This window comes from Bosea sp. 29B, from assembly GCF_902506165.1.
GTDB lineage: Bacteria > Pseudomonadota > Alphaproteobacteria > Rhizobiales > Beijerinckiaceae > Allobosea.
Window position 1 is genome coordinate 3,436,180 of record NZ_LR733817.1, and the last position, 18,916, is coordinate 3,455,095.

Here is an 18,916-nt window from a genome sequence, read left to right on the forward strand (position 1 = left end):
GGGAGGACAGACGATGAAACTGCACTATGCCCTTGCCGCGCTCGCCGCCGGCGCTCTCTTCGCCGGCGCCCCGGCGCAGGCCCAGACCAAACTGAAATGGGCCCATGTCTACGAGACCTCCGAGCCCTTCCACACCGAGTCGGTCTGGGCTGCCGACGAGATCAAGAAGCGCACCAACGGCAAATACGAGATCACGGTCTATCCGGCTTCGCAGCTCGGCAAGGAGACCGACATCAACCAGGGCCTGACGCTCGGCACCGTCGACATGATCATCTCGGGCTCGAGCTTCGCCGCCCGCGCCTATCCGCCGATCGGCGTGACCTACTACCCCTTCATCTTCCGCGGCCCCGACCATCTCCTCGCCTATGTGAAGAGCGACGTCTTCAAGGAGATGGCCAAGGGCTATGAGGAGAAGAGCGGCCACCAGATCCTGGCCGTGACCTATTACGGCACGCGCCACACCACCTCGAACAAGCCGATCAAGACCTGCGCCGACATGAAGGGCCTGAAGATCCGCGTGCCCGACGTGCCGGCCTATCTCGCCATGCCGCGCGCCTGCGGCGCCAACACCACGCCGATCGCCTTCGCCGAGGTCTATCTCGCCTTGCAGAACGGCACCGTCGAGGCGCAGGAGAACCCGCTCAACACCATCGACGCCAAGAAGTTCTACGAGGTCCAGAAGCACATCGTGCTGACCGGCCACATCGTCGACCATCTCAACACGGTCGTCTCCAAGCAGCTCTGGGCCAAGCTCTCGCCCGAGGACAAGAAGATCTTCACCGACGTCGCCCAGGAGGCGGCCGAGCGCGCGACCAAGAAGATCCAGGCCGACGAGACCAAGCTCGTCCAGGTCTTCAAGGACAAAGGCCTCTCGGTCACCGAGATCGACAAGGCCGACTTCCTCGCCGCCGTGCAGAAGAACGTCAGCTTCGAGCAGTACGGCTACCGCAAGGCCGACTGGGAGCGCATCCAGGCGATCAAGTGAGCTGACCTCAGGGCTCGTCATGCTCGGGCTCGACCCGAGCATCTCTTTCAGGAGATTCTCGGGTCTGCGCTTCGCGACGCCCGAGAATGACGCCTGGCACGCCGCCTTCGTTAGAAAAGACATGCCATGACCACGACGCCGGAAGTCCACACCCAAGTCACCAGCGAGGAGATCGCCCACGTCTTCGACGAGGCGCCGCCGCCGGCCGATCTCTCCGGCTACGGCCTCGAGGACTGGGTGACGCTCGCCGCCTTCTGGCTGATGGTCGCCTGCGTCGTGGCGCAGTTCTTCACCCGCTATGTCCTCAACGACAGCTTCGCCTGGACCGAGGAGATCGCGATCTACGCGCTGATTGTCGTCGTCTTCCTCGGCTCCTCGCTCTGCGTGCGCGCCTCCAGGCACATCCAGGTCGACTTCCTCTACCGCTATCTGTCGCATCGTGCCGGCCGGGCGCTCTCCACCGCTGTGGACATCATCCGCATCGGCTTCTTCGCCTATGGCACAGTGCTGGTGCATCGCTATGCCGAGCTCATCCCCGACGAGATGGTGACGACGATCCAGTTCCCGAAATCGCCGGTGTTCTACGCCGTCGTCGTCGCCTTCGCGCTGATGACGCTGCGCTCGATCCAGGTCGCCTGGCAGAACTGGCGCCGCGGCTACTCCGTGCTGGAGCGTCCCTCGGCCTTCGACGGCTCGGAGGCCTGACCGATGCTGATCCTGCTCGGAACATTCCTCGGCCTGATGGTGCTCGGCGTGCCCGTCGCCATCTCGATGGCCGTCGCCTCGCTCGCCTTCATCCTCGTCTCCGGCACTGTGCCGGACGTGATCCTGGCGCAGCGCATGATCGCCGGCGTCGAGAGCTTCCCGCTGCTGGCGGTGCCGTTCTTCATCCTCGCCGGCAACCTGATGAACATCGCCGGCGTCACCGGCCGCATCTATTCCTTCGCCGTCGCCCTCGTCGGCTGGATGCGCGGCGGCCTCGCCCAGGTCAACATCATCGGCTCGGTGATCTTCTCCGGCATGTCCGGTACGGCGATCGCGGATGCCGCCGGCATCGGCACGATCGAGATCAAGGCGATGAAGGATCACGGCTACTCGACCGAGGTCGCGGTCGGCGTCACCGCCGCCTCGGCGACGCTTGGGCCGATCATCCCGCCGTCCTTGCCTTTCGTCATCTACGGCATGATGGCGAATACCTCGATCGGCGCGCTCTTCCTCGGCGGCGTCATTCCCGGCGTGATCATGACGCTGTTCATGATGGCGACGGTCGCGATATTCGCCCGCATCTACAAATGGGGAGCGGACACCAAGTTCTCGCTGCGCGAGCTCGGCTCGGCCGGCATCGAGGTGCTGGTCGTGATGGGCTTCCCGGTCCTGGCCTATGCGCTGGTCTTCGCCGGGCTCGATCCCAACCTCGCCATCGGCATCGCACTCGCCCTGCTGCTGGGCCTGGACTACTACTTCAACTTCTCGGCGGTGATGGCGCTGATGACGCCGGTCATCCTGATCGGCGGCATGACCATGGGCTGGTTCACCCCGACCGAGGCCGCCGCCGCCGCGGTGATCTGGTCGCTGTTCCTCGGCCTGGTGCGCTACCGCTCGATGACCATGCGCAGCCTGACCAAGGCGACCTTCGACACGATCGAGACCACGGCCTCGGTGCTGTTCATCGTCACCGCCGCCTCGATCTTCGCTTGGCTGCTGACGGTCTCGCAGACGGCCCAGCTGCTCTCCGACCTGATCCTCGGTTTCACCCAGAACAAATGGGTTTTCCTGATCCTGGTCAACCTGCTGCTGCTCTTCATCGGCTGCTTCCTCGACACCATCGCAGCGATCACCATCGTCGTGCCGATCCTCTTGCCGATCGCGCTCAAGCTCGGCGTCGATCCGATCCATTTCGGCCTGATCCTGACGCTCAACCTGATGATCGGCTTGCTGCACCCGCCGCTCGGCATGGTGCTGTTCGTGCTCTCGCGCGTCGCCAAGCTCTCGGTCGAGCGCACCACCATGGCGATCCTGCCCTGGCTGATCCCGCTCTTTGCCGCACTGTTCGCGATCACCTTCATCCCTGAGCTGACGCTCTGGCTGCCGCGCACAATGGGCATGATCCGGTAAGGCATTACGGGGGTGGACTGGCGGGAAGCGCCCGCCGCCCCCATTTTTCCTGTCAGGAGGCTGACAGCCGCATGCGGCGAGCGTGGATCAGCTTTGCGCCGAACCCACTGTTACGCTGCCGCGGGTGATTGCCATCTTTGATGGCGAAGGGGCACTGCCGTGAGGTGGCGCCATGCGCAGTCTGATCATGAATATGTTGTCCCGGCTCATTTGCGAGCCGCGGGTTGATGTCGTGTTCGCCGATGGAACGCTCCATTCGGCCGGGCGAGGATCGGCGCCCACAATCAAGTTGCGTATTGCCGACCGTGAGACCGAGTTGAGATTGGCGCTCGATCCCGAGCTCGCTTTGGGCGAGGCGGTGATGGATGGCCGTGTCATCGTCGAGCGCGGTACGATCTACCAGTTGCTCGAAACCCTGATCCGTGGCCTGTCGCGACAGCCCCCCTCCGCTTTCGCGGGAACGCTGACGCGGCTGCGCACGGCTGTACGGCGGCTGAAGCAGCACAACACCCCGGCTTGGGCCAAGCGCAACGTTCATCACCATTACGATTTGAAGAGCGAGTTCTTCCGGCTCTTCCTCGATGCCGATCAGCAATATTCCTGTGCCTTCTTCGAGCGACCGGATGCGACGCTCGAGGAAGCGCAAGCCGCCAAGAAGCGCCGCATCGCGGCGAAGCTGGCGCTGAAGCCGGGCCAGCGCGTGCTCGACATCGGCTCCGGCTGGGGCGGGCTCGGTCTTTCGATAGCGCGTGAGACCGGGGCGAAGGTGACCGGCATCACCCTCTCGGAGGAGCAACTGGCGGCTTCGACCAAGCGGGCGGAGGAGTCGGGCCTGCCGGTCGAGTTCCGCCTGCAGGACTACCGGGCGGTGCCCGAGCGTTTCGACCGCATCGTCTCGGTCGGCATGTTCGAGCATGTCGGCGTCGGGTATTACCGCGACTATTTCCGCAAGGTCCACGAACTGCTTGAGGATGACGGTGTCGCGCTGATCCATACGATCGGCCGCAGCACCCCGCCCGGCGCGACCAACCCCTTCATCGCCAAGTACATCTTCCCCGGCGGCTATATTCCGGCTCTATCGGAGGTCACGGCGGCGGTGGAGAAGGAGGGGTTGATCGTCACCGATGTCGAGGTGCTGCGCCTGCACTATGCCGAGACGCTGAAGGCCTGGCGCGAGCGCTTCCTCGCCCATCGCCAGGAGGCGGTCGCGATGTATGACGAGCGCTTCGCCAGGATGTGGGAGTTCTATCTCGCCGCGTCCGAGGCGAGCTTCCGCCATGACGGCCTCGTCGTCTTCCAGCTTCAGCTCGCCAAGCGGCTCGGCACGCTGCCGATGACGCGCGACTATATGAGCGAGAACGCGCGCGTGGCCGAGGCGGTCGACCGGGCGGCCTGACTGCGATTGAGCTACTGCAATGCCCCCGCTAGGCTCCGGCCCGGCGGGGGCACTAGCGGAGGTCGATCGTGCGATCATCGATGATTGCGCTCGCGGTGGCGGCGCAGATGTCAGCTCTTCCCGCCCTTGCCCAGGAGCGCCAGTCTCGCGACGAGTTCTTCTGGCTCGGCGAGATCAACAAGGCCACGGCCGTGATCAACACGGATGAGGGCCTGCTCGACAAGGCGCTGGCCCCGCGCATTGCGGCCGGTCTCGTCAAGGTGCTGCAGGAGGGGGCCAAGCCGGGCGGCAAGCGACCTTCGACCGTGATCAGCTTCGAGCCGCTGCTGATCGCGGCTGGCGGGCAGGAAGTCACGCTGCTGCATGCTGGCCGCTCCAGCCAGGACATGCACGCCACCTACCGTGCTGCGATCCTGCGCGACGACATGCTGGCGCTCGCCGATCAGCTCAATCGCACCACGGCGACGCTGGTCGGGCTGGCGGAGAAGCACGCTGCGACCACCGTGCCGAACTACACCAATGGCGTCGCGGCCCAGCCGAACAGCCTCGGCCATACTCTGCTCGGTCATGCCGCCGGCCTCGAGCGCGACGCCCAGCGCATCCGCGAAGCCTATGCCAGGATCGACCGTTCGGCGATGGGCACGACCGTGCTCAACGGCACGAGCTGGCCGCTCAACCGCAAGCGGATGGCCGATTATCTCGGCTTCGCGGCGATCGTCGACAACGCCTATGACGCCGGCCAGATCTCCTCGGCTGAGCATCCGGTCGAGGCGGGTGCGATCGTCACCAGCGTCGCCCTTCACGCAGGCGCCTTCGTCGAGGACGTCATGACCCAATATGCCTTCGCGCGGCCCTGGATGCTGCTGCAGGAGGGCGACGGCAACACCTATGTTTCCAGCGCCATGCCGCAGAAGCGCAATCCCGGCCTGCTCAACACTACGCGGCAGCAGGCCTCGACCGCGGTCTCGCTTGCGATGGGGGCCGCGATCCAGGCCCACAACATCACGCCGGGGATGAGCGACCCCAAGGACGTCAGGCCCAACAGTGCGATGGTGAAGAGCGCGGTCACCGTGCTCGCCAACTGGGATCGCATCCTGAAAGGGCTGGTGATCGGCCCCGAGCGGGCGCTGGAGGAGCTGAACAGCGATTGGACCGCCTCGCAGGAGCTCGCCGACCTGCTGATGCGCAAATACAAGCTGCCCTTCCGCGTTGGCCATCACTTCGCCTCCGAGGTCGTCACCCACGCCAAGGATCACGACATCAGGCCGCTCGATTTTCCCTATACCGAGGCCAAGCGGATCTATGCTGCGGCGGTCAAGGGCACGGAGTATCCGGCCGAGCTGCCGATCAGCGAAGCCGAGTTCCGCGCCGCGCTCGATCCCGTCGCGATCGTGCGCAGCCGCGCGACCGTCGGCGGTCCGCAGCCCGCCGAGATGGAGCGGATGCTGGCCTTGGCCAAGGGCCGGATCGCGGAGCAGGGCGCCTGGATCAAGGAGCGGCGCGAGCGGATCGCGGCCTCGCTTGGAAGGCTCGACAAGGATTTCGAGACGCTGCGCGCGCAGGCGCAATAGCGCGCTCGCCCCGCCGATGTACCGATCTCAGCCGGGGGGCCGCCCGACATAGCGGGCGCGCGGGCGGATCAGCCGGCCAGTCTCGTTCTGCTCCAGCGCATGGGCGAGCCAGCCGGTGCAGCGCGCCGCAGCGAAGATCTGGAACGGCGCTGTCTCCGGCAGAACGAGCTTGGCCGCCAGTGCCGACAGCGCGAAGTCGATGTTCGGCTCTTCCCCCGTCAGCGTCGCGATGGCGGTCTGTGCCCGTGCATAGGTTGGCGGCACCTCGAACGCTGCGAACAGGGCTAGCGCCCGTGGGTCGCCGTCGGGATAGAGTGGATGGCCGAAGCCGGGCAGCTTGGCGCCGGTCTCCAGCCTTGCCGCCAGCGCAGTCTCCAGCCCGTCGCGCTCGATGTCCCGCATCAGTGCGAGCACGCGCGGCGCGACACCACCATGCGAGGGCCCTGAGAGCGCTGCGAGCCCCGCCAGCGCGCAGGCGGCGAGCGAGGCGCCGGTCGAGGCGGTGACGCGGGCAGCGAAGGTCGAGGCGTTGAGCTCGTGGTCGGCGAGCAGGACGAGCGCCCGCCGGATCGGCTCGGCGCCTTCTGTTTCACAGCCCCAGGCCCGCGCCAGCCGGGCATGGATCGGCCCTTCGCCCGGCCCACCGGCGATGGCGTCGACCAGCGTGTCGAGCACGGCGGCGGCTTCGAGATAGAGCGCCTTCTTGGCTCGTCCGACCATCGGCCGGTCGGTCGCGGTCCGCGCTGCGATCACCGCGAAGACACGCGCCAGTGGCTCGCCCGGCGGCACGATGCTTGCTAGCGGCGGAAAGCGCTGCGTGCCGCAATCCCAGAGCAGGCGGGCGACATCCTCCAGCTTGGCGCCCTCGGCGAGGCGCGCTGCATCCTGCCCGCGATACCAGAGGCCGCCGTGCTCGATCGTAGTGATGGCGGAGGCGAGCACCGGCTCGCCATAGGCGATGGCATCCTCGGCGATCGCGGCGGGGCGACGGCCGCGCGCCTTGCGATGCTCCAGCCGGGCGACGTCCTCGGCCCGGTAGAGGCTACGCCGGGAATCGCCTTCATCGCCGCGTGCTTCGATCAGCCCGCGGCTGACATAGGCGTAGAGCGTCTGCGGCTTCAGGCCGAGTCGCGCCATCGCCTCCTGTGCCGTCAACCAGTCCTGCATCGCCTCTCCCTCAGATATATTGATTATATTGTTCAAGATTGATTGTTGCAATGCGGGAGCCGATTTTCGAGACGAACGCTTTTGAGGAGTTCCTGACATGTCCGATGGTCTCGATGACGTCGTCGCCGCCCACACCGTGCTCTCCGAGGTCGACGGCGCCGCCGGTCGCCTGGTGATCCGCGGCCACAGCCTCGCCGAACTCGCCGGCCGCACCAGCTTCGAGGAGATGGCGGCGCTGATGTTCGACGGCTTGCTGTCCGGTCTGCCGCAGGGCCGCGAGCTCTCGGTGGCGCTCGGCAAGGCCCGCGCCGATCTCTTCGGCATCGTCGAGCGCACCATGCTTTCGCCCGATCTCGGACCGGTCGAGGCCATTCGCGCCTGGACAGCACAAATCGCCGATGGCGAGGGATCTGAGGCCGCGCTGCACCTGCTCGCTGCGCCGGCGGTCTTCACTGCCGCCGCCGTGCGCAAGCAGCGTGGCCTTGCCCCGATCGCGCCTGATGCGACGCTGTCGCAGGCGGCCGACACGCTGCGCATGCTGCGCGGCGAAATGCCGACCGCGGCCCAGGCCGCTGCGCTCGACACCTATCTCGTCACCGTCGCCGATCATGGCCTCAACGCCTCGACCTTCGCCGCGCGCGTCGTCGCCTCGACCCGGGCCGGGCTGGTCTCGGCCGTGCTGGCGGGGATCAGCGCGCTGAAGGGACCGCTGCATGGCGGTGCGCCCGGGCCCGTGATCGAGATGCTCGATGCGATCGGCGAGCCGGCCAATGCCCGCGCCTGGCTGGAGGATGCGCTGGGGCGCGGCGAGCGGCTGATGGGCTTCGGCCATCGCATCTATCGCGTCCGCGATCCGCGGGCCGATGCGCTGAAGCAGGCGATCGCCAAACTCGGCGCCGATGCCGGGCGCCTGCGCCATGCCGAGGCGGTCGAGCAGGCGGCGCTGGCCATCCTGCGCGAGCGCAAGCCCGGCCGCTCGCTGGAGACCAATGTCGAGTTCTACACGGCGCTGCTGCTCGAGGCGCTCGGCTTCCCGCCCGACGCGTTCACCTGCGTCTTCGCGCTCGGCCGCACCACCGGCTGGCTCGCCCATGCCCGCGAGCAGATCGAGACCGGCCGGCTCATCCGGCCGCAATCGGTCTATGTCGGCCCGCAGCCGAGGCAGGCGGCTTGAAGCTTGCCGCAGCCGTCATGCTCGGGCTTGACCCGAGCATCTCAGGCCGGACGGGGCTCCGACCGGCGCCTTCTTGTCCAGAGATTCTCGGGTCTGCGCTTCGCTTCGCCCGAGAATGACGCCTTGGATCAGGTCTCGGGCGTCAACCGGACTACATAGAGTTCAGCCTCACCGCCGCTGACGACCAGCTCAACACGTCCCGGTGCGCCGAGGATCGCGCTGTCGCCGACAGGAAGCGTTGCCCCGTTCACCTGCCAGTCGCCCTTGCGGGCAACCAACACCAACAGCCCTTCGGTCGCGTTGAGCGAGCCTGCGCCGGAGAGACGCTCGACCCGGTGCCGCCAGCGACCACGCCGGGACATCACATTGAGATCGTCGATCGCCCCGTCGACTAGAACCCCATCGACCGCCCGGTCGGCGGCGAAGGGATAGGGCGCGCTGGTGCGATCCAGTCGCACGCGCTCGCCATCGCCGAAAGCCAATGTGATGCCGGCCCCGGTCAGCACCGACAGGGTCCGGTCGATGCCGGGGAAGGACGAGAACGGCCCGTCCTGCCCGACATGGGCCATGCTGATCCGCCAGTCGAAATCGTTGAGCGAGGCACCCTCCGGCGCGACCGCGATCTCGGTCGTCGTCCCGCCGCCGTTCTTCCACGGCATGATCAGGCAGTCGGCGGCGCGGATGATGCGCATAAAACGGTCCTTCGAATTCCAGCGGCCACCCTTGTCATTCCGGGGCGCCCGAAGGGCGAACCCGGAACCCACGGACGGGGTGCGACGTGATGGTCCGTCTGGCTCGCCCAGTCGTGGGTTCCGGGTTCTCCGTTGGCGCGGAGCCCCGGAATGACATGTGGGGTCAGCCCAGGATGCCGGGCAGGTTCAGCCCCTTCTCCCGGGCGCAGTCGAGCGCGATGTCGTAGCCGGCATCGGCATGGCGCATCACGCCGGTGGCGGGGTCGTTCCAGAGCACGCGCGACAGGCGGGCGGCTGCGTCATCGGTGCCGTCGGCGCAGATCACGACGCCCGAATGCTGCGAGAAGCCCATCCCGACGCCGCCGCCATGATGCAGCGAGACCCAGGTCGCGCCGGACGCCGTGTTGAGCAGGGCGTTGAGCAGCGGCCAGTCGGAGACCGCGTCCGAGCCGTCCTTCATCGCTTCCGTCTCGCGGTTGGGGGAGGCGACCGAGCCGGAATCGAGATGGTCGCGGCCGATCACGACCGGGGCCTTGAGCTCGCCGGTCCTGACCATCTCGTTGAAGGCGAGGCCGAGCCGGTGGCGGTCGCCGAGGCCGACCCAGCAGATGCGCGCTGGCACGCCCTGGAACGAGATGCGCTCGCGCGCCATGTCGAGCCAGTTGTGCAGGTGCTTGTTGTCGGGCAGCAGCTCCTTCACCTTGGCGTCGGTCTTGTAGATGTCCTCCGGGTAGCCGGAGAGGGCGGCCCAGCGGAACGGGCCGATGCCGCGGCAGAACAGCGGGCGGATATAGGCCGGCACGAAGCCCGGGAAGGCGAAGGCGTTCTCCAGCCCCTCGTCCTTGGCGACCTGGCGGATATTGTTGCCGTAGTCGAAGGTCGGGATACCCATGTCCTGGAAGGCGATCATCGCCTCGACATGCTCGCGCATCGAGGCGCGTGCCGCCTTCTCCACGGATTTCGGATTGGCTTCGCGCGCCTGCCTCCACTGGCCCATGGTCCAGCCTTTCGGCAGGTAGCCGTTGACCGGGTCATGCGCCGAGGTCTGGTCGGTGACCATGTCCGGCCGGATGCCGCGGCGGACCATCTCGGGCAGGATCTCGGCACAGTTGCCGAGCAGGCCGACCGACTTCGCCTCGCCATTCCTGGTCCAGCGCTCGATCATCGCCAGCGCCTCGTCGAGGCTCGAGGCCTTCTCGTCGAGATAGCGGGTGCGCAGGCGGAAATCGATCGAGTCCGGGTTGCACTCGACCGCGAGGCAGGAGGCGCCGGCCATCACCGCGGCGAGAGGCTGGGCGCCGCCCATGCCGCCGAGGCCACCGGTCAGCACCCATTTGCCCTTGAGATTGCCGCCATAGTGCTGGCGCCCGGCCTCGACGAAGGTCTCGTAGGTGCCCTGCACGATGCCTTGCGTGCCGATATAGATCCAGGAGCCGGCCGTCATCTGGCCGTACATGGCGAGCCCCTTCTTATCGAGCTCGTTGAAATGGTCCCAGTTCGCCCAGTGCGGCACGAGGTTGGAATTGGCGATCAGGACGCGCGGCGCATCCTTGTGCGTCCGGAACACGCCGACCGGCTTGCCAGACTGGACGAGCAGGGTCTCGTCGGCCTCGAGCTGGCGCAGGGCCGCGACGATGCGGTCAAAATCTTCCCAGGTGCGGGCGGCGCGACCGATGCCGCCATAGACCACGAGCTCCTGCGGGTTCTCGGCGACGTCAGGATGCAGGTTGTTCATCAGCATGCGCAGCGGCGCTTCGGTCAGCCAGCTCTTGGCGCTGAGCTCGGTGCCGGTGGCGGGGCGGATGACGCGGGTATTGTCCAGGCGGGTCATGGCTTGCTCCGTTCGAGCTTGGCGGCAGCGGCGAGCGCGGCCTCGATCATGGCGGACAGGGTGGCTTGCAGGCTGGCGGCCTTGGCCGGGGCGAAGGCCCAGGGCGCGGCCTCGTCGTCGAGATAGGCAGAGAGCGCGATCTCCATCTGGAGCGCGTGCACTTGGGTTGCCGGTTGGCCGTAATGCCGGGTGATCCAGCCGCCCTTGAAGCGGCCGTTGACGACCTGGGTGAAGGCGCTGCCGGCCATCGCCTGCGCTGCTGCGGCTTCGACGGTGGGCGCGGCGCTGGCGCCGGAATTCGTGCCGAGGTTCAGCGTCGGCAGCGTGCCCGGAAACAGCCGCGGGATCACCGACTTGATCGAGTGGCAGTCCCAGAGCAGGCAGAAACCGTGCTGCGCCTTGGCATGCGCGATCTCGGCGGCGAGGGCGTCGTGATAGGGCCGGAAATAAGCCTCGCGCCGGCGGGCGATCTCGGCCTCGTCGGGGGCCGTATTCCAGATCGGCGCGCCGTCGAAGGTGGTCGTCGGCACGAGCTCGGTCGTCGCCTGGCCGGGATAGAGCGAGACGCCGGCCGGGTCGCGGTTGAGGTCGATGACGAAGCGCGATAGCCCGGCCTCGACGATCGTCGGCTGGAAGCGCTCGGCGAAGCCATAGAGCTGGCGCATATGCCAGTCGGTGTCCTCGACCAGTTTGCCGCGCGCATTGAGGTGCGCCGCGACCTCCACCGGCAGGCCGGTGCCGGGATGCGGCATCGACAGCACGAGCGGCGACGAGCCGCGCGTGACGGAGACGGTTCCCGTGCTCATGCGGAGAGCTCCGCGAAGCTGTCGACGCCGGCAGCCTTGCCGAGCGCGCCCGAGAGCACGAGCTCCGTCGCGGCCGCGAGATCGGGCGCGAGGTAGCGGTCCTCGGTCAGCGGTGCGATCTTGGCCCGGATCAGCGCCAGCACCGGCTCCAGCCGCGGCGAGGTCTTGAGCGGGCGATGATGCTCGATCGCCTCGGCCGCGGCCATCAGCTCGACCGCGATGATGCTCGCGGCGTTCTTCGCCATCTCGATCAGGCGGAAGGCGCCGTGCGTCGCCATCGAGACATGGTCTTCCTGGTTGGCCGAGGTCGGGATGGTGTCGACCGAAGCCGGATAGGCCCGCTGCTTGTTCTCGGAGGCGAGCGCCGCCGCGGTCACCTGCGCGATCATGAAGCCGGAGTTGAGGCCGGCATCGCGGGCGAGGAAGGGCGGCAGGCCACTCATCACGGGGTCGACCAGCAGCGCGATCCGCCGCTCGGCAAGGTTGCCGATCTCGCAGGTGGCCATTGCCAGCGTGTCGGCGGCGAAAGCGACCGGCTCGGCGTGGAAATTGCCGCCCGACACGATCTCGCCCGGCCCCAGCACCAGCGGGTTGTCAGTGACCGCATTGGCCTCGATCGCAAGCGTCGCGGCGACGTTGGCGAGAAGATCGCGCACCGCGCCCATCACCTGCGGCTGGCAGCGCAGCGAATAGGGGTCCTGCACCTTGCTGTCGCCGAAGCGGTGGCTCTCGCGGATCTCGCTGCTGGCGATCAGGTCGAGCAGCAATGCCGCCACCTTGATCTGGCCGTGCTGGCCGCGCAGCGCCTGGATGCGCGGGTCGAACGGCGTGTCGGAGCCCTTCAGCGCATCGACCGAGAGCGCCCCGGCGATCAGCGCCGCATCGAAGACGCGGGCGACGCTGGCGAGGCCGGTCAGCGCCAGCGAGGCGGAGACTTGCGTGCCGTTGATCAGCGCCAGGCCCTCTTTGGCGCCGAGCGCGAGCGGCGCCTGGCCGATGCGCCTCAGGGCCTCGGCAGCCGGCAGGATTTCACCCTTCAGGCGGATCTCACCGACCCCCATCAGCGCCGCGGTCAAATGCGCCAGCGGGGCGAGGTCGCCGGAGGCGCCGACCGAGCCCTTGGCCGGCACCACCGGCAGCGCGCCGGCTTTCAGCGCGCCGACAAGCGCCTCGACCACGACGGGGCGTACGCCGGAGGCGCCGCGCGCCAGGCTCGCCGCCTTCATGGCGAGGATCAGCGCGACGACCTCGTCCGGCAAGGCAGGGCCGGTGCCGACCGCATGCGAGAGGATGAGATTGCGCTGCAGCTTGGCGAGATCGTTGTCGGCGATGCGCACGCTGGCGAGCTTGCCGAAGCCGGTATTGACGCCATAGGTCACCGTGCCGGCGGCGACGATGTCGTCGACGATCGCTTGGGCGCCGGCGATCGCGCCGGTCTCGGTCAGGGTGACGGTGGCGCCATCGATGACATGGCGCCAGTCGGCGAGGCGGGCCTTGCCGGGGGTGAGCGAGAGCGTGGTCATTGTCCGTTCCGGATGCGGGTGTGAAGCGGGTTGAAGCCGATGCGGTAGGCGAGCTCGGCCGGGCGTTCGATCTCCCAGATCGCGAGATCGCAGGCCTTGCCGGCCTCCAGCGTGCCGATCTCGTCCTGAAGGCCGAGGGCGAGCGCGGCGTTGCGCGTCATTCCGGCCAGCGCCTCCTCCGGCGTCAGCCGGAACAGGGTGCAGCCCATGTTCATGGTCAGCAGTGGCGAGGTCAGCGGTGAGGTGCCGGGATTGGCGTCAGTGGCGAGTGCGATCGGCACGCCATGCTGGCGCAGCAAGTCGATCGGCGGCTTCACCGTCTCGCGCAGGAAATAGAAGGCGCCCGGCAGGACGACCGCGACGGTGCCGGCCTTGGCCAAGGCGATCACGCCGGCCTCGTCGAGGTGCTCGAGATGATCGGCAGATAGCGCGCCGAAGCCTGCCGCCAGCGCCGCGCCGCCGAGATTGGAGAGCTGCTCGGCATGGATCTTGACGGCCAGGCCCTTCGCCTTGGCTGCGCTGAAGACGCGTGCCGTCTCTTCCGGCGAGAAGGCGATGCCCTCGCAGAATACGTCGACGGCATCGGCGAGATTCTGATCGGTGACCGCATCGAGCATGGGGCCGCAGACGAGATCGATATAATCGCCGGAGCGACCCTTGAACTCGGCCGGCACGGCATGGGCGCCGAGGAAGCTGGTCCGCACACCGACCGGGCGCTCGCGTCCGAGCCGGCGCGCCACGGCGAGCACCTTCACCTCGCTGTCGGTATCGAGCCCGTAGCCCGACTTGATCTCGACGGTGGTGACGCCTTCGGCGATCAGTGCGGCGAGGCGCTTGTCGGCGCTGGCGAAGAGCTCGTCCTCGCTCGCTGCGCGCGTCGCCTTGACTGATGAGACGATGCCGCCGCCGGCGCGGGCGATCTCCTCATAGCTCGCGCCCTTCAGGCGCAGTTCGAACTCATGGGCGCGGTCGCCGCCATAGACCAGATGGGTATGGCAATCGATCAGGCCCGGCGTGATCCAGCGCCCTTCGCAGTCGATCACCTCAGCCTGGCCGATGTTCGAGACTTCGCTGCTCGGGCCGGCGAAGACGATGCGGCCATTGCGGGCGATGACGATCCCGTCCTCGATCGCGCCATAGGGTGTGCCCGTATCGGCCACCATGGTCGCGAGCCGGGCATTGGTCCACACTCGATGGCTGGGGGGAGGGGTCGCCGCCACGTCGCTTCCTCTCGACTTCGTCTGCTTTCAGATTATGCTAGACATTTGCATATGCAAATAGCAAGCTCCATTTGCATATGCAAATGAAAAAAGGACAGCCCGCGTGACCGGAATCACGACCCTGCATCTTGCCCAGGCGCTCCTGCCTGAGGGCTTCGCCGAGAACGTCACGCTGACGCTCGATCATGGAGTGATCATGTCGGTTGCGGCGGGGCAGGCAGCTCCTGTTGGGGCGACACGGCTCGCCGGGCTCGCGCTTCCCGGCCTGCCCAACCTGCACAGCCACGCCTTCCAGCGCGGCATGGCGGGCCTCGCCGAGCGTCGCGGCGCCTCCGAGGATTCGTTCTGGACCTGGCGCGAGGTGATGTACCGCTTCCTCGATCGCTTGAGCCCCGACGATGTCCAGGCGGTCGCGGCGCAGGCTATGGTCGAGATGCTGGAAGGTGGCTTCACTGCGCTCGCCGAGTTCCACTACCTCCATCACGACAAGGACGGCACTGCCTATGCCGACATCGCCACCATGGGCGGGGCGATCGCGGCGGCGGCTGAGGAAACCGGCATCGGCTTGACCTTGCTGCCGGTGCTCTATCGCTACGGCAATTTCGGCAAGGCGCCGGCCGCGCCCGGCCAGCGCCGTTTCCTCAATGACCGCGACGCCTATGCGCGCCTGATCGAGGGCAGCGAGAAGGCGGTCGCCGGCCTCCCCGATGCCCGCGTCGGCATGGCGCCGCATTCGCTGCGCGCGGTGGCGCTCGAAGACCTCAACTGGGTCGCGGAGCTGCGCAAGGATGTGCCTTTGCACATCCACGTCGCCGAGCAGACCCGAGAGGTCGAGGACAGCCTCGCCATCACCGGCCGCCGCCCGGTCGAACTCCTCATGCAGAACGTCGCGGTGAACGAGCGCTGGTGCCTGATCCACGCCACCCATCTCAGCGATGCCGAGCGCGACGCCATGGCCCTCTCCGGGGCGGTCGCGGGTCTCTGCCCGATTACCGAGGCCAATCTCGGCGACGGCATCTTCGACGGCGTTCGCTACCGGGCGAAGGGCGGACGCATCGGTGTCGGCAGTGACTCCAATGTCGAGATCGGCGCCGGCGGCGAATTGCGCGTGCTCGAATATTCGCAGCGCCTGCGCGACCGGCGCCGCGCGCTCTGGGCCGAGCCTGGCATCTCGGCGGGCTTGAGGCTCTGGCAGGATGCCTGCGCTGGCGGCGCCCAGGCCTGCGGCCGCAGCATTGGCGCGATCGCCGTCGGCCACCGCGCCGATCTCGTCACCCTCGACGTCGAGCATCCGGCAATCGTCGGCAAGGCCGGCGACTTCGCGCTCGACAGCGCGATCTTCGCCGCCGCGGCCCTGCCGGTTGCGGAGGTGATCGTCGGTGGAAAGCCTGTGGTCAGCGGTGGCCGGCACATTGACCGCGCCCGCATCGCTGCCCGCTATGGCCAGGTGATCCGCACTCTCCTCAGCTGAACGTCAGGGAGCCATGTCCACCACTCAGATCGACGCCGTGACGCTGGACGGAGCCGGGCCGCTCTACGACCAGATTCGCCGCGCCGTCCGCGATCTGATTCTCGCCGGCACCTGGCCGCCGGGGACATCGGTGCCGCCCGAGCACGCGCTGATGGAGAAGCTCGGCGCCTCCCGCATGACCGTGCACCGGGCGCTGGCGCAGCTCGCTCGCGAGGGGCTGATCCTGCGTCGGCGCCGCTCGGGTACGGTGGTGGCGAGCCCGCCGGCGAGCCACGCCATGCTCGACATCCTCTCGATCCCCGAGGAGGTCGAAGAGCTCGGGCAGGCCTACAGCTATCGCATCCTGCAGCGGCGCGACGGCAAGGCCTCTCGCGAGCTCGCTGCCCGTTTCGAGCTCGGCCGCTCGGCCAACGTCACCCACCTCACTCTGCTGCATTTCGCTGATGGCGCGCCGCATGTGCTGGAGGATCGGGTGATTCACCCCTCGGCTATGCCGCAGGTCGCGGATGAGAGCTTCGCGCAGACACCGCCGGGTGACTGGCTGCTGCAGAACAGCCTGTGGACGCAGGCCGAGCACGCGATCAGCGCCATCGCGGCCGAGCCGGACGAAGCGGAATTGCTGAAGATCGAGGCCGGCTCTCCCTGCCTGCTGGTCGAGCGCCGGACCTGGAACCAGTCCGAGCCGATCACCGCCGTGCGGCTGCTCTATCCCGGAGGCCGCCACCGCTTCGTCGGCCGCTTCGGGCCTTACGGGGCAGTCTGAGGACTGCTGTCGTCATTGCGAGCGCAGTAAAGCAATCCAAGCGGGCACAGAGTTCCGTGGCCGCTGGATTGCTTTGTCGCTCACGCTCCTCGTAACAGCGCGGGAACCTCAGCAGGCGTAGCGGATGCGCCGGCCCCATTCGTCGCGATCATAGCAGATGCGGTCCGGAGACGTCGCATTGCCGATGATCGCGCCGCCAGCACCGCCGATCGCGGCGCCCGCCAGCGCGCCGCCGGCGCGGCCGGTCGCTGCGCCGCCGATCAGGGCGCCGGCACCGGCGCCGATCAATGCGCCGGTGGCGGTCCTTTCCTCGCGCGGCGTGCAGGCGCCGAGCGCGGTCACGGCGGTGGCGACAAGGAGAAGTTTCTTCATCGTCATCGGGATGGTCATCGGGCGTTTCCTTATAATGTGAGGGCGAGGGCCGACGGCGCGCAGCAGCGCCGCTGGCGTTCATCCGCCGCATGAATCGCGTTGCTTGAAGCCGCGTTCGATCGGCTATCAAACCGCACCCGTCCGCATTTGTTCCGTGCATGGGCTGACACGCCGCCCGCGGAGTGTTCCGGATGCCAGGGATGGCCCGTCGCGGCGCTGCCTCGATGACGCTTTTTTTCGCTCGCTCCGGGAACCCGGCCGCTTCCGCGGGGTTGATGGAGCGAGCCGGCCTACGCCGGCTCGTCAGATATGCATGGAGGGATCGATGAGCGCTACGATGACCGCAGCCTCTCACGCCGCCAACCCGCTGATCGCCGGTGCCCGTGTCGCCGGCACCGATGTCTACAACACCACCGGCGAGCATCTCGGCTCGATTTACGACGTCATGCTCGACAAGGCGACGGGCAAGGTTGCCTATGCGATCATGTCCTTCGGTGGCTTCCTCGGCCTCGGCGAGAAATACCATCCGATTCCGTGGAGCATGCTCGACTACGACGTCGACAAGGGCGGCTATGTTGTCCCGCTGACCCGCGAGAAGCTCGAAGCTGCCCCGATGTACGGCGCCGACGGCGAGCCCGATTGGCACGACAAGGAATACGGCAAGCGGGTGCACGATTACTACGGCACGATGCCGTATTGGATGATGTGAGAGCGCGCTCCAGGGCCTGCGTTCCACACAAAGGCGCAACTCGCGGCGGTCGCTATCCCCCCAGCCGGATCGTCGTGATTGCGTGGTGCGGGTCGAAAGGCCCGCACCTTTTTTATGCGCCCAGGCCGATGAGGAGCGGGGAACTTCGGCCGGATCCGCGCGTCATTGAGCGCCGGCTGGGAGCGCTCCCGCCGCGGCGGGGAAGCTCTCTTGTTGCAGCGCCGAGGTCATCATGCACATCCGCTACGGCTACCGGATCGAGCTCGTCTGCGAACAGCCGACCGCCTTGCTCACCCTGCTCGACGTCCACCCATCGCGCCGGCACGATCTGATCAGGCCCGACGAGATGCAGGTCACCCCGCTCCGCAGCTCGGGCAGGACGATCGCCTTGAGCCAGCATCTCGACCCGTTCGGCAACATCTGCCGCCGTCTCGTCGCACCGGCGGGCGGGCTGCGGATCACCTGCGAAGGTCTCGTCCATGACAGGGGCGAGCCTGACGGCGTCGACCTCACCGCGACAGAGGCCGCACCGGCCGACTTGCCGGACGAAGCCCTGCCCTATCTGCTCGGCAGCCGCTATTGCGAGACCGATCGGCTCGCCGACACCGCCTGGAGCCTTTTCGGCCAGGTCGAGCCCGGCTGGGCCCGCGTCGAGGCAGTGACCCGGTTCGTCCACAACCATGTCAGCTTCGGTTACGCGTTCGCCCGCAATACGCGGACAGCGGCGGAAACCTTCAACGAGCGTATCGGGGTCTGCCGGGACTTCGCCCATCTCGCGATCGCCCTGTGCCGCTGCCTCAATATCCCGGCGCGCTATTGCAATGGCTATCTCGGCGACATCGGCGTCGCACCCGACCCGGCGCCGATGGATTTCAACGCCTGGTTCGAGGTCTGGCTCGGCGGGCGCTGGCACACGTTCGACCCCCGTCACAATCAGCGGCGCGTCGGCCGGATCGTCATCGCTCGCGGTCGCGACGCCGCCGATGTGCCGATGCTGACCTCCTTCGGTCCGCACTCGCTACGGCGTTTCGAGGTGATCACCGAGGAAGTCGAGGACGAGCCGTTGCGTGCCGTGGCCCGCCTTGTTCCCGCCAGAAGGGACGTCCATATCGCCGCCTGAC

At 67.6% G+C, this 18,916-nt stretch carries 17 protein-coding genes; 10 read left to right on the forward strand and 7 right to left on the reverse strand.

The window, feature by feature from the left end:
• Positions 1-13: 13 nt before the first annotated feature.
• The 5 genes from GV161_RS16645 to GV161_RS16665 all read left to right on the forward strand — a co-directional run bounded on the left by GV161_RS16645 (position 14) and on the right by GV161_RS16665 (position 6,067).
• A complete protein-coding gene (locus tag GV161_RS16645; RefSeq protein WP_152016751.1) occupies positions 14-985 on the forward strand; it encodes a sialic acid TRAP transporter substrate-binding protein SiaP in 972 nt (323 codons plus the stop codon).
• A 126-nt stretch (positions 986-1,111) separates the two neighbouring features.
• Positions 1,112-1,690: a TRAP transporter small permease gene (locus GV161_RS16650; RefSeq protein WP_152016752.1), complete on the forward strand. Its 579-nt coding sequence runs from the start codon at positions 1,112-1,114 to the stop codon at positions 1,688-1,690.
• 3 nt (positions 1,691-1,693) lie between these two features.
• Positions 1,694-3,100 carry a TRAP transporter large permease gene (locus GV161_RS16655; RefSeq protein ID WP_152016753.1) on the forward strand — a complete coding sequence of 469 codons (1,407 nt, stop codon included), beginning with the start codon at positions 1,694-1,696 and terminating at the stop codon, positions 3,098-3,100.
• A gap of 316 nt (positions 3,101-3,416) precedes the next feature.
• Positions 3,417-4,496, forward strand: a complete 1,080-nt coding sequence (locus tag GV161_RS16660) for a cyclopropane-fatty-acyl-phospholipid synthase family protein (protein WP_244624240.1) — start codon at positions 3,417-3,419, stop codon at positions 4,494-4,496.
• Positions 4,497-4,603: 107 nt separating this feature from the next.
• Positions 4,604-6,067, forward strand: a complete 1,464-nt coding sequence (locus GV161_RS16665) for a lyase family protein (protein ID WP_244624241.1) — start codon at positions 4,604-4,606, stop codon at positions 6,065-6,067.
• A 27-nt stretch (positions 6,068-6,094) separates the two neighbouring features.
• Here the strand turns inward: GV161_RS16665 and GV161_RS16670 are convergent, their stop codons facing one another.
• The gene (locus GV161_RS16670) at positions 6,095-7,234 is read right to left on the reverse strand and encodes a citrate/2-methylcitrate synthase (protein WP_152016755.1); all 1,140 of its coding nucleotides are present in this window, start codon (positions 7,232-7,234) and stop codon (positions 6,095-6,097) included.
• A 97-nt stretch (positions 7,235-7,331) separates the two neighbouring features.
• Between GV161_RS16670 and GV161_RS16675 the strand changes: the two genes are divergently transcribed.
• Positions 7,332-8,408, forward strand: coding sequence for a citrate synthase/methylcitrate synthase (locus GV161_RS16675; RefSeq protein ID WP_152016756.1), 1,077 nt, complete (start codon positions 7,332-7,334; stop codon positions 8,406-8,408).
• Positions 8,409-8,536: 128 nt separating this feature from the next.
• On the opposite strand, the gene GV161_RS16680 is transcribed toward GV161_RS16675, so the two are convergent.
• The 5 genes from GV161_RS16680 to hutI all read right to left on the reverse strand — a co-directional run bounded on the left by GV161_RS16680 (position 8,537) and on the right by hutI (position 14,423).
• Positions 8,537-9,100, reverse strand: a complete 564-nt coding sequence (locus GV161_RS16680) for a HutD family protein (RefSeq protein ID WP_152016757.1) — start codon at positions 9,098-9,100, stop codon at positions 8,537-8,539.
• A 163-nt stretch (positions 9,101-9,263) separates the two neighbouring features.
• A complete protein-coding gene (hutU, locus tag GV161_RS16685; RefSeq protein WP_152016758.1) occupies positions 9,264-10,931 on the reverse strand; it encodes a urocanate hydratase in 1,668 nt (555 codons plus the stop codon).
• Entirely contained in the window at positions 10,928-11,737 is an 810-nt protein-coding gene (gene hutG, locus GV161_RS16690) for an N-formylglutamate deformylase (RefSeq protein ID WP_152016759.1), read from the reverse strand. Before hutG ends, hutU begins: the two co-directional genes overlap by 4 nt.
• A complete protein-coding gene (hutH, locus tag GV161_RS16695; RefSeq protein ID WP_152016760.1) occupies positions 11,734-13,260 on the reverse strand; it encodes a histidine ammonia-lyase in 1,527 nt (508 codons plus the stop codon). The genes hutG and hutH overlap by 4 nt, the downstream gene beginning before the upstream one ends.
• Positions 13,257-14,423, reverse strand: a complete 1,167-nt coding sequence (hutI, locus tag GV161_RS16700; RefSeq protein WP_152016761.1) for an imidazolonepropionase — start codon at positions 14,421-14,423, stop codon at positions 13,257-13,259. Before hutI ends, hutH begins: the two co-directional genes overlap by 4 nt.
• Before the next feature lie 169 nt (positions 14,424-14,592).
• On the opposite strand from hutI, the gene GV161_RS16705 reads away from it, so the two are divergent.
• On the forward strand, positions 14,593-15,951 hold the full coding sequence (locus GV161_RS16705; RefSeq protein ID WP_152017492.1) for a formimidoylglutamate deiminase: 1,359 nt from the start codon (positions 14,593-14,595) through the stop codon (positions 15,949-15,951).
• 13 nt (positions 15,952-15,964) lie between these two features.
• Positions 15,965-16,714, forward strand: a complete 750-nt coding sequence (gene hutC, locus GV161_RS16710; protein ID WP_152016762.1) for a histidine utilization repressor — start codon at positions 15,965-15,967, stop codon at positions 16,712-16,714.
• Positions 16,715-16,822: 108 nt separating this feature from the next.
• Here the strand turns inward: hutC and GV161_RS16715 are convergent, their stop codons facing one another.
• On the reverse strand, positions 16,823-17,104 hold the full coding sequence (locus tag GV161_RS16715) for a glycine zipper domain-containing protein (protein WP_193219587.1): 282 nt from the start codon (positions 17,102-17,104) through the stop codon (positions 16,823-16,825).
• A gap of 319 nt (positions 17,105-17,423) precedes the next feature.
• On the opposite strand from GV161_RS16715, the gene GV161_RS16720 reads away from it, so the two are divergent.
• Both GV161_RS16720 and GV161_RS16725 read left to right on the forward strand, forming a co-directional pair.
• Entirely contained in the window at positions 17,424-17,795 is a 372-nt protein-coding gene (locus tag GV161_RS16720) for a PRC-barrel domain-containing protein (protein WP_100961908.1), read from the forward strand.
• Positions 17,796-18,027: 232 nt separating this feature from the next.
• Positions 18,028-18,915, forward strand: coding sequence for a transglutaminase family protein (locus tag GV161_RS16725; protein ID WP_152016763.1), 888 nt, complete (start codon positions 18,028-18,030; stop codon positions 18,913-18,915).
• Position 18,916 lies beyond the last annotated feature (1 nt).

What these genes read in the sequence shown, in the direction of transcription:
- GV161_RS16655 (WP_152016753.1), top strand. Translation starts at nt 1,694, where the DNA reads ATGCTGATCCTGCTCGGAACATTCCTCGGCCTGATGGTGCTCGGCGTG.
- GV161_RS16675 (WP_152016756.1), top strand. Translation starts at nt 7,332, where the DNA reads ATGTCCGATGGTCTCGATGACGTCGTCGCCGCCCACACCGTGCTCTCC.
- hutG (WP_152016759.1), bottom strand. Translation starts at nt 11,737, where the DNA reads ATGAGCACGGGAACCGTCTCCGTCACGCGCGGCTCGTCGCCGCTCGTG.
- GV161_RS16715 (WP_193219587.1), bottom strand. Translation starts at nt 17,104, where the DNA reads ATGACCATCCCGATGACGATGAAGAAACTTCTCCTTGTCGCCACCGCC.
- GV161_RS16680 (WP_152016757.1), bottom strand. Translation starts at nt 9,100, where the DNA reads ATGCGCATCATCCGCGCCGCCGACTGCCTGATCATGCCGTGGAAGAAC.
- GV161_RS16720 (WP_100961908.1), top strand. Translation starts at nt 17,424, where the DNA reads ATGACCGCAGCCTCTCACGCCGCCAACCCGCTGATCGCCGGTGCCCGT.
- GV161_RS16645 (WP_152016751.1), top strand. Translation starts at nt 14, where the DNA reads ATGAAACTGCACTATGCCCTTGCCGCGCTCGCCGCCGGCGCTCTCTTC.
- hutH (WP_152016760.1), bottom strand. Translation starts at nt 13,260, where the DNA reads ATGACCACGCTCTCGCTCACCCCCGGCAAGGCCCGCCTCGCCGACTGG.
- hutU (WP_152016758.1), bottom strand. Translation starts at nt 10,931, where the DNA reads ATGACCCGCCTGGACAATACCCGCGTCATCCGCCCCGCCACCGGCACC.
- hutI (WP_152016761.1), bottom strand. Translation starts at nt 14,423, where the DNA reads ATGGTGGCCGATACGGGCACACCCTATGGCGCGATCGAGGACGGGATC.
- GV161_RS16670 (WP_152016755.1), bottom strand. Translation starts at nt 7,234, where the DNA reads ATGCAGGACTGGTTGACGGCACAGGAGGCGATGGCGCGACTCGGCCTG.
- GV161_RS16725 (WP_152016763.1), top strand. Translation starts at nt 18,028, where the DNA reads ATGCACATCCGCTACGGCTACCGGATCGAGCTCGTCTGCGAACAGCCG.
- hutC (WP_152016762.1), top strand. Translation starts at nt 15,965, where the DNA reads ATGTCCACCACTCAGATCGACGCCGTGACGCTGGACGGAGCCGGGCCG.
- GV161_RS16665 (WP_244624241.1), top strand. Translation starts at nt 4,604, where the DNA reads ATGTCAGCTCTTCCCGCCCTTGCCCAGGAGCGCCAGTCTCGCGACGAG.
- GV161_RS16650 (WP_152016752.1), top strand. Translation starts at nt 1,112, where the DNA reads ATGACCACGACGCCGGAAGTCCACACCCAAGTCACCAGCGAGGAGATC.